This is a genomic window from Paenisporosarcina sp., from assembly GCF_049671445.1.
In the GTDB taxonomy this organism is placed as follows: domain Bacteria; phylum Bacillota; class Bacilli; order Bacillales_A; family Planococcaceae; genus Paenisporosarcina.
Map to the genome: position 1 here is coordinate 53,129 of NZ_JBATUX010000060.1, position 9,889 is coordinate 63,017.

Genomic DNA, 9,889 nt, shown 5'->3' on the forward strand with positions numbered 1-9,889 from the left:
TACACTTTATAACTAAAAATCCGCTATAAATGAAAGCTCAATCTAGATGGCATCGCAAATCACTGCTACATGCGGCATACGTTTCACCCTTTTTTATAGTCGATTCTATATATATCATGACGACGGTCTTTCAACTGTTTAACCGTTCCGTCTTGTCGTTGACGACGTAGAATTTCTAAATCTACGTCTCCAATTAACACCATTTCTAAGTTAAGGCTCGTTTCACCAACAATACCGTCACGTGCAAACTCAAAATCAGATGGTGCGTAAATGCCAGACTGAGCATACTGAATATCCATATTTTCAGTTTGAGGCAAGTTTCCAACCGTTCCTGAAATAACCGTATAAATTTGATTTTCAACAGCTCGAGCTTGTGCACAATATTTCACGCGCAAAAATCCTTGTCGATCCTCTGTACAGAAAGGAACGAAAATAATGTTGGCACCCATATCTGTTGCGATACGTGCAACTTCAGGGAACTCAATATCATAGCAAATTTGGATGGCAATTTTCCCGCAATCTGTATCAAATACGCGAACGGAATCACCAGCACTAATGCCCCACCATTTACGTTCATTTGGTGTAATGTGAATTTTATATTGTTTCTCAATCGAACCATCACGGCGGAATAAGTAAGCGATATTATAAATCTCATCATTTTCTTCTTTCACAAAATGTGAACCGCCAATAATGTTAACGTTATAGCGAACAGCTAAATCGGTAAAGAGCTCAATATATTGAGGTGTGTATTCAGTCAAACGTCGAATAGCTCGACTTGGTGAGGGCTCATTCAAAAATGACATTAATTGAGTAGTGAAAATTTCCGGGAACACCACAAAATCTGAATGTGCATCGGAAGCAACATCAACGAAGTACTCACATTGATTGGCTAAATCGTCAAACGATTCAATCGCACGCATCATATATTGAACCACACAAATCCGAACGGGATAACTCGTTTTAAAATGACGTTTTGACATTGGTTTATAGTCAACATTATTCCATTCCATTAACGTCGCATATTTGCCCGAAGCAGTATCATCCGGTAAATAGTTCGGGTTAATACGCATAAGCGTAAAGCCATTCATAATTTGGAATGTTAACACCGGGTCATAAATTTTATGTCTCGATACAGCGTCAACATAATCACGTGGCATCATCTCGTCTGAGTGTTTGTGATAGTTTGGAATACGTCCACCAATAATAATGGATTTCAAGTTAAATTGACGGGCGATTTCTTTTCGTGCTTCATATAAACGTTGACCGACTTTCATACGTCGATATTCGGGATGTACCATTACTTCAATACCATACATATTGTATCCTTCTGGATTATGATTCGTAATATACCCATCATCTGTAACATCTGACCACGAATGACGATCATCATACTCATCAAAGTTTATAATTAAACTTGAGCAAGACCCGATAATATGTCCATCAAGTTCTGCAACAAGTTGTCCTTCAGGGAAGACAGTTAAGTGACTACGTAATTGATCAACTTTCCATGGATCCATTCCTGGAAAACAAAGCCTTTGCATGGCTAACATTGGTTCTATATCTTCCATGGTCGTTTGTCGGATGACCATGCTTACTTCAAACTGGGATAAATCGAATTCTTCTGACATGTGGATCAATCTCCTTCACAAAAGCTACTTATTTTATTATATAGAACTTCGGACTCCGTTGAAAATATTTTACTTGTTTGACACTTAGAATTATAATTTGTTATGGGTTTACCCTCAGAAGAGGAGAATTAACGATGACGAAAAAATCAGAGAATATTTTATTGTTTATGTGGGTCGTTTCATTAACAGCCACAATGGGGTCCCTTTTCTTTTCTGAAATTAGGGGTTATGAACCTTGTGAGTTATGTTGGATCCAACGAATCTTCATGTATCCACTCGTTCTTATTTTAGGAATTGCCTATGTGCAAAAAAATGCAAGAATTGCTGTAACGACTGCAATCTTCTCCGTGATTGGAGGAGCCATTTCTTTGTATCATTATGGTTTACAAAAAGTTAGCTTTTTATCTGAAAATGCACCTGCTTGTGGGCGCGTGTCTTGTACTGGTGAGTATATCAACATCTTTGGCTTCATCACCATTCCATTTTTAGCATTAACTGCATTTATTCTCATCGCTATCAGCAGCTTCATGATTTTAAAAGATTCAAAGGGGGAAAAATAAAGATGAAAAAATTATTAATTATCGGTGGAATTATTGTCGCAGTTTTCGCATTGATTATTGTCCTGAATAATATGTCCAACAACAATAAACTAGCGGACAATCCTTACGGAACTAACGACTTGAAACAAGAAACAATTGACCAGCTTGACGATGAAAACTATCAAAACATCATTCTACCTGATGACTTGAAAGCTAAGGTAGAAAGTGGAGAGCCTGTAACTGCCTACTTCTTTAGCCCTATTTGTGTGCATTGTAAAGCCATGACACCCGTTTTAATGCCAGTAGTAGCAGAAATGGATGCTGAAATAGTTCAATATAATGTTTATGAATTTGAACAAGGTTGGGAAGATTATAAGATAAAAGCAACGCCTACCCTGATTCATTTTGAAGATGGAAAAGAAGTTTCACGCATGGTTGGAAATCAACCTGAAGAAAATATTAAAACATTTTTAAGTGATGTTGTATTAAAATAGAAGATAACGTAGACCATGTCATCGTACATGGTCTATTTTTAGGAGGAATAAAAATGATTACAACTTTTCAATATGCATTACAACAAGATAATATTACAATCGAAGAACTTCTCCGTGACGATTTCCATATCGGCAAGAAAATCATGCACGAGATGCGCATGGCTAAAAGTATTTTGAATGAAAGCGGAGAGCCTATTGTATGGCAACACCATTTTCCAATAGGTACTAAACTTACCTTCAATATAAACGTGGAACCCTCTTCTTATGTGGCAACTAACAATTGCGAAGTACCAATTTTATTTGAGGACGCTCATGTACTTGTCGTCTCTAAACCTGCAGACATGGCTACACATCCAAACGAACCAGGACAAACTGGAACATGTATGAATCATGTCATAGCCCATGTGAATAAGCAAGGTGGCGTATATGCAGAACACGTCCACCGCCTGGATCAAGGAACTAAAGGATTAGTGTTAATTGCGAAGCATCCACTTATCAAATCAATGCTTGATCGTATGCTTGAAGAGAAAAAAATTATTCGCACGTATGAAGCAATTGTAGACGGCTATATGACACAAAAAAGCGGATCTATTCGAACATCAATAGGTACAGACCGTCACGATTCGGCTCGTCGTGCTGTTTCCCCATCTGGTCAAACAGCGATTACCCACTTTGAAGTAGTGGGACAAGATGCCAACTTCACTAAAGTAAACGTGATTTTAGAAACAGGACGTACACATCAAATCCGAGTTCACTTTAGCTCAATTGGCCATCCCGTAACAGGTGATAGAATGTATGGTTCAAGAACGAGACAGGATAACTATTCACTTCAAGCTCGTAAATTGCAATTTGTCCATCCGATTACAAAAGAAATGGTCATTGTTGAAGATTATAAGTAAAAAAATTAAAAGAGATTCCCGAGTGTTTTCAACTCGGTGAATCTCTTTTCTTCGGTTCTGTAAAAAGTATGCTTTTGTTTATCGTACAGTTGCGCTAGCCTCACTTTCCGTAACATGAAAGTAAGTTGCATCGCTTTGCTAGCTTCGTCGCAAAGAATACTGAGCTGTCCTAAAAGACAGAAAATATGACTATTACAGTTCCCTTTTTATACTTAGTAGAGGCTGATTTCCGTTCTAGACGGACGCTTTCCGCGGGCATGGCCTCAGCCTCCTCGACGAGCAAGCTCGCCTCCGGGGTCTTCAGCTCATGCTATTCCCGCTGGAGTCGCCGTCTTTCACTCCAATCAGCCTTAAGTTTATTTGCAAAACAAACAATTATAACTGTTTACAATGTTCGAATGTAGGTACAGAAAAAAGACGCATGTTTCACTTATTTGTATTAGGGACTTATGAGATAGCCCAATATTCTTTCTTGCTACATGCTAGGCGAAAATGTAGTTTCTTGTTTGTTCTTCAATATCAATAGCACTCTTTCACATTGCACTTCTAATGGTTCAACTAAATTGTGTTGAAGTAAGGAATCGGTTCAAAAACATTTGTTTCTATTTCTGCATCGCTGCGCTAGCTTCGTCGCCAAGATTATGGTCGAAGTTACTATGAGAGAAACTTGACTGTTCGTCAGCGGAAAGGGAGCTAATTCCCTCTTCTCTATAACATGCTCTTCTGATTATTTCGTATTGTAATATCAACAGCAGTCGTTAATAAAACCTTATCTTTAAAAGTTAAAATTGAAATTATCTGGGTCAGCGCCTGTTCGTTCATTTAAATTTAGTGAATCAATATTTTTCATGTCTTCAAATGATAATACAAAATCGTATACGTCTGCATTTGAAGCAATTCGTTCAGGTGTTACTGATTTTGGAATCACCGTTAAGTCATGCTGCAGATGCCAACGAATAATAATTTGTGCTGGCGTCTTATCGTATTTGTCAGCCATTCGCACAAGCGAAGGTTCATTTAGTAAGCCACCGCGTGCTAAGGGTGACCAAGAAGTTACAGCAATTTGGTTGTCTGCACAGAACGTTCTCAGGTCATACTGTGTAAGACGAGGGCTTAATTCGATTTGATTTACCATAGGTTTTACATTTGCTTTCACAAAAAGCTCTTCTAAATGATGTTGGTGATGATTCGAAACACCCGTTGCTCGTATTAACTTCTCATCATAGAGACGTTCAATGGCACGATATGTGTCTTTAAATGTTTCTAGTACCGGCCAATGTGTTAAATATAAATCCAAATAATCAAAGCCCAAATTTTCTAACGACGTTTCAAATGCTCTCAATGTTTGATCATAGCCTTGATCCGTAGTCCACACTTTCGTTGTGACAAAAATATTTTCACGTTTTACACCTGATGAACGCACAGATTCTCCGACTTCTTTTTCATTACCATACAGAGAAGCCGTATCAATCGCACGGTACCCAACTTGAAGTGCAGTAGTCATCGCTCTAATAGATTCTTCTTCATTAGTCATTTTATATACACCTAATCCGAGCCTAGGCATTTCAACACCGTTATGTAAGGTTTTTGTTGATTGTAAGGTAAGCTTCATTTTCTTCATCCTTTCAAATCACTCTCCTTCTATTGTACAAATATCTAGCTTTTTTTACGAGCGAGAAGATTTTTCATGAAAAACTATTGCACTTTACCCAAAAAACGAATAATATATGGAATGTTGATTATTTCGTTCGTCTTTTCGAAAGGAGACACACTATGTTTCGCTTAAAAGAGCATAATACTAATGTAAAAACTGAAGTCCTTGCAGGAATGACGACTTTCCTGACAATGGTATATATCGTAATTGTCAATCCGGTCATATTGGCAGACGCTGGGGTACCTTTTGATCAAGTGTTTCTAGCAACTATTATTTCAGCAGTCGTGGGAACATTATGGATGGGGTTATTTGCAAACTACCCAATTGCTATCGCACCTGGTATGGGATTAAATGCATTTTTCACTTATACCGTTGTTATTTCATCGAATGGAGAAATTAATTACATAACGGCCTTTTCAGCCGTTTTTATTGCCGGACTATTATTTATCATTCTTTCATTAACACCGTTACGTAAAAAATTGATTGAGATTATTCCTGAAAACTTAAAACACGGCATTACTGCTGGAATTGGCTTGTTTATCGCATTTATAGGATTACGCCTTTCCGGTTTAGTAGAAGCACATCCACAAAACTTAGTGAAGCTCGGTGATTTGACGAGTGCACCTGTGTTGCTTACCTTGTTTGGATTGCTTATAACGTTGATCTTAATGGTTATGAATGTCTATGGTGCTTTATTCTACGGAATGATTGCTACGGGAATTGTTGCTTTCTTCACAGGGCAACTTAAGTTTGAGGCTACGTTAATGAAGCTACCATCTTTACCTGAAGGCGTGATTGTTTGGAATCCTGTTATTGCAATGGGCGATGTCTTCCAGTATGGCATGATCGGGATCGTCATTTCCTTCCTACTCGTTACGTTATTTGATACAACAGGAACAATGATTGGCGTAGCAAAACAAGCTGGTTTAATGAAAGGCAATAAAATGCCAAGAGCAAGACAAGCTTTGCTAGCTGATTCAGTTGCAACAACAGTTGGAGCAATGTTCGGTACAAGCCCAACATCCGCCTACATAGAATCATCTTCTGGAGTAGCAGTTGGAGGTCGTACTGGATTAACATCAGTAACAGTAGCGATTCTTTTCATCATCGCGGCATTCTTTGGACCACTTGTTTCTTCTCTTTCAAGTGTCGCAGCTATTACTGCTCCCGCTTTAATCATAGTTGGTAGTTTAATGATTAGCGCTGTGAAGCATATCGATTGGGATACGTTTGATGAAGCATTCCCTGCGTTTATAATCATCTTAACGATGCCATTAACTTCAAGCATTGCGACAGGAATTGAACTTGGTTTTATTTTGTATCCATTACTTAAGATTTTTAAAGGACAAGCAAAAAATGTACATCCTTTACTCTATATATTCGCTGCTCTTTTCTTGTATCAACTATTATTTTTACCACATTAATAAACCGACTGGAGCCAAGTGCTTCAGTCATTTTTTTGATGATTTTTATTCGAATTACTTAGATGGGTTCTTGCAGTCAAGTTATTGAACGATATTCGCCACATTTGTCTCTTAGAGAATATTTCTTTTTGAAATGAAGTAAGCTATACTTAAGTATGATATTTAATTCTCTCAAAAGGAGGCAACGTATATGAACTTACTACTTATTCTTGGAGTCACTGTTGCATTCCTTGCTGCGATTTTCACGGCAGGATACGATGACAAACCAGGTGCATCGGAAAAAAAATAAACATGTAAAAAGGGATTGCTAGTATAATTAGCAATCCCTTTTTTTATTTGGACAAACGTATCATTCTATTATGTCCCGCTTTTACTTCAAATTCGGATAGTCTTGCTGACGAAGTGCTTCATAAATCAGAATAGCAGCTGTATTCGATAAGTTTAATGAGCGTACATTGTCGTTCATAGGAATACGTAAGCAGCGATCTTGATTGGCATCAATTAATTCTCTTGGCAATCCAGATGTCTCTTTTCCAAAAACGAAAAAAGTATCTTTCTCTCGGTCGCTATAGTCAAACGTTGTATGAGGCTTCGATCCATGCTTTGTGAGGAAGAAGAACTCTCCTAATGGATACTTAGCAAACAATTCCTCTAACCCGTCATAATAATGAATATCTACGTGTTCCCAGTAATCTAGTCCTGCTCTCTTTAACATCTTATCATCTGTTGAAAAACCAAGAGGTCGAATTAAATGAAGTTTTGTATCTGTTCCTGCACAAGAACGTGCGATGTTCCCTGTATTGGCTGGGATTAATGGTTGATAAAGTACCACGTGAATGCTCATTTTTCCACTTCCTTAATTTACGGTTTGAAACGCTAAGCCTTTATGGATTTCTTCCACCACTTCTGCGTCTGTTTCGGTAACTAGAGCTTGATATAGAGAAGCTCTTCCCTCTTTTGTACCAATCTTGCCGATTGCCCAAGCTGCTGTACCACGAATTACAGGTCTCTCATCTTTTAAAAGTAAGTCTATTAATTGAGGGATCGCACTTTCTTCTTTAAAATGAGCTAACGCTAAAATAGCGTTTCGTTGAATCGGTTTCTTCCCTCTCCATGATCCAGAAACATGTCCAAATTTTGTTTTAAATTCCTTGTTACTCATTTTCAATAAGGGTAAAAGAAGTGGTTTTGCAAGCTCGGGATCCGGCTGGAAATCAAGTTGGTGCATATTAAACTTTCCTTTATTTTTAGGGCATACCGTTTGGCACGTATCGCACCCATAAATACGATTTCCGATTTTCGTTCGGAACTCATCAGGCAAGGATGTTTTTGTTTGTGTTAGGAATGCAATACATCGTTGTGCGTTCAATTGTCCACCTTCAATTAAAGCTCCAGTCGGACAAACGTCTATGCACAGCCGACAATCTCCACATTCATCTTCCATAGGTGTATCCGGCGCAAACGGGATATTGGTTATTATTTCACCTAAATAAACATAAGAACCAAATTCCGGTGTAATAACAGAACAATTCTTCGCACTCCAGCCAATTCCTGCTCGCTGTGCGACAGCACGATCAGATAACTCTCCAGTGTCCACCATTGATCGAGTTTTAGCATCAATGATATGTAAAGCAATAAATTGCTCTAATTTAGCTAAACGGTCTCTTAACACCGTATGATAGTCTGTTCCCCACGAAGCGCGGGCAAAAATCCCTCTTCGCTCGCCTTTTTTTCCTTGAGGCGCGTTTTCCATGCGTGACGGATAAGCAATCGCTATCGATATGATACTTTCCGCTTCATTCAATAACAAAGTGGGTGTCGTTCTTTTTTCGAGATCTGGTTCTTCAAAACCAGATTGATATCCAAGCTCCTGTTGTCGCTTCAATCGATTTTTCAACTCGCGAAAAGGATCGGAAGAAGCAAAGCCGATTTTATCAATTCCGATAGAGTGTGCATATGAAACGAGCTCTTGTTGAAACTGATTCACATTCATGAAAACTTCTCCCTCCTTATGCTAAAATGATGAAAAACGATCAGTAGGTGAAAACATGAAAATTTCAATTGAACCATCCATCTTTTTAATCGATGAACATATTAAATTAGGCATTAACCATTATACCAAACTTGTCGTATCAGAATCGCCTCAAATGTTAAAAGGACGCATGCAATTATTTCAAGAACACTTATTTTTTGATTTGTTGGACAAAGAATTGACCGATTATCAGGGAATTACAGAGTGGAGAGCTTTATGGAAGAAGCTTGGAGCGGATCCTGGTCGTTATCGTCCATCTATGGAGTCAATGATGCGTCGTATTCGCAATCAAAACTATTTGCAACCATTGAACAGCGCTGTCGATCTAAATAACTTCTTTTCGCTGCAATACGAAATTCCTGTAGGTCTCTATGATTTATCTCACGTAGATGGAGATGTTCAAATTGTGCTTGGTAGTGGTAAAACTACATATACAGGCATCAATGGACGCGAAAACACCTTAAATGGCATATTAAGCGTTGAAGACGCAACTGGCCCGTTTGGGAGCCCCTACGTCGATTCAATTCGGACAATAGTTAAAGAAACTACGATAGATGGCTTACAGATTTTCTTTTTACAACCCTCTACTTCTCAAGAAGATGCTAAAAAACTAATTGACTCTGCTGGGAAGATGTTTGCACAAGTAAACGGCGGAAGCTATACAACTACCCTTTTGGATAAGGCACATCCACAAGCTTCGTTTGAATAAGAGTTCTTGGTTTTCTTAATTTAAATCTGCACGTAAAAACCGCTTCGCGAAGAAGCGGTTTTTACAATTAGTTTTGCTTTTGAAGGTCCATAACTGCTTCTAAACCAGCATAAGTTGATCTGTAAATTGGAATATCTCTCTCAAGCGTACCCATTGAAATAGCAAGATTCGGACTGATTCCCACCAATATACATTTTGCTCCAATTAATTTTAAGCAATCATACAACTTTTGTATGTGAAATTGAACTTCTGAATCAAAATCACTTAGGCCAATTAAAGAAATCAAAACATATTCGATACGGTGAGAAGAACATTCCATCAATACTGAAGAAATCAGCAAATCTGCTCGTTCTGCATCAAACTCTCCAATCAGCGGTAATGCTATCGTATCTTTCCATACATGTAGAATGGGAATTGAAAGTGCTTTAATCAATTTTTCTTTCTTTTTTTCTTCTTCTGATTTTGTAGTTACGTCCATTAACATAACAACGTATCCTTCAATTTCATTTA

10 protein-coding genes are annotated in these 9,889 nt (G+C 38.1%); 5 read left to right on the plus strand and 5 right to left on the minus strand.

All coding sequences use genetic code 11. The annotated features are described in order from the left end of the window. Window positions 1-83: 83 nt before the first annotated feature. Window positions 84-1,628: a GNAT family N-acetyltransferase gene (locus WBG45_RS07875; RefSeq protein WP_424413506.1), complete on the minus strand. Its 1,545-nt coding sequence runs from the start codon at window positions 1,626-1,628 to the stop codon at window positions 84-86. Between the two features lie 134 nt (window positions 1,629-1,762). Here WBG45_RS07875 and WBG45_RS07880 point away from each other — a divergent pair, with 134 nt between their 5' ends. The 3 genes from WBG45_RS07880 to WBG45_RS07890 are packed head-to-tail and all read left to right on the plus strand — an operon-like array spanning window position 1,763 to window position 3,560. After that, window positions 1,763-2,188, plus strand: a complete 426-nt coding sequence (locus tag WBG45_RS07880) for a disulfide oxidoreductase (RefSeq protein WP_424413507.1) — start codon at window positions 1,763-1,765, stop codon at window positions 2,186-2,188. A 2-nt stretch (window positions 2,189-2,190) separates the two neighbouring features. Further along, entirely contained in the window at window positions 2,191-2,661 is a 471-nt protein-coding gene (locus tag WBG45_RS07885) for a thioredoxin family protein (RefSeq protein WP_424413509.1), read from the plus strand. Window positions 2,662-2,714: 53 nt separating this feature from the next. After that, entirely contained in the window at window positions 2,715-3,560 is an 846-nt protein-coding gene (locus WBG45_RS07890) for an RluA family pseudouridine synthase (RefSeq protein WP_424413511.1), read from the plus strand. Between the two features lie 775 nt (window positions 3,561-4,335). Here the strand turns inward: WBG45_RS07890 and WBG45_RS07895 are convergent. Further along, window positions 4,336-5,172: an aldo/keto reductase gene (locus tag WBG45_RS07895; protein WP_424413513.1), complete on the minus strand. Its 837-nt coding sequence runs from the start codon at window positions 5,170-5,172 to the stop codon at window positions 4,336-4,338. A gap of 161 nt (window positions 5,173-5,333) precedes the next feature. On the opposite strand from WBG45_RS07895, the gene WBG45_RS07900 reads away from it, so the two are divergent. After that, window positions 5,334-6,638: an NCS2 family permease gene (locus WBG45_RS07900; protein ID WP_424413514.1), complete on the plus strand. Its 1,305-nt coding sequence runs from the start codon at window positions 5,334-5,336 to the stop codon at window positions 6,636-6,638. Window positions 6,639-7,008: 370 nt separating this feature from the next. On the opposite strand, the gene trmL is transcribed toward WBG45_RS07900, so the two are convergent. Further along, on the minus strand, window positions 7,009-7,482 hold the full coding sequence (trmL, locus tag WBG45_RS07905; protein WP_024533905.1) for a tRNA (uridine(34)/cytosine(34)/5-carboxymethylaminomethyluridine(34)-2'-O)-methyltransferase TrmL: 474 nt from the start codon (window positions 7,480-7,482) through the stop codon (window positions 7,009-7,011). A 12-nt stretch (window positions 7,483-7,494) separates the two neighbouring features. Next, window positions 7,495-8,631, minus strand: a complete 1,137-nt coding sequence (queG, locus tag WBG45_RS07910) for a tRNA epoxyqueuosine(34) reductase QueG (protein ID WP_424413516.1) — start codon at window positions 8,629-8,631, stop codon at window positions 7,495-7,497. A 55-nt stretch (window positions 8,632-8,686) separates the two neighbouring features. On the opposite strand from queG, the gene WBG45_RS07915 reads away from it, so the two are divergent. Continuing rightward, window positions 8,687-9,379: a B3/B4 domain-containing protein gene (locus WBG45_RS07915; RefSeq protein ID WP_424413518.1), complete on the plus strand. Its 693-nt coding sequence runs from the start codon at window positions 8,687-8,689 to the stop codon at window positions 9,377-9,379. A 67-nt stretch (window positions 9,380-9,446) separates the two neighbouring features. Here the strand turns inward: WBG45_RS07915 and WBG45_RS07920 are convergent. Continuing rightward, window positions 9,447-9,889, minus strand: a 443-nt coding sequence (locus WBG45_RS07920) for an STAS domain-containing protein (protein WP_424413520.1), incomplete at its 5' end; no start/stop codon positions are given.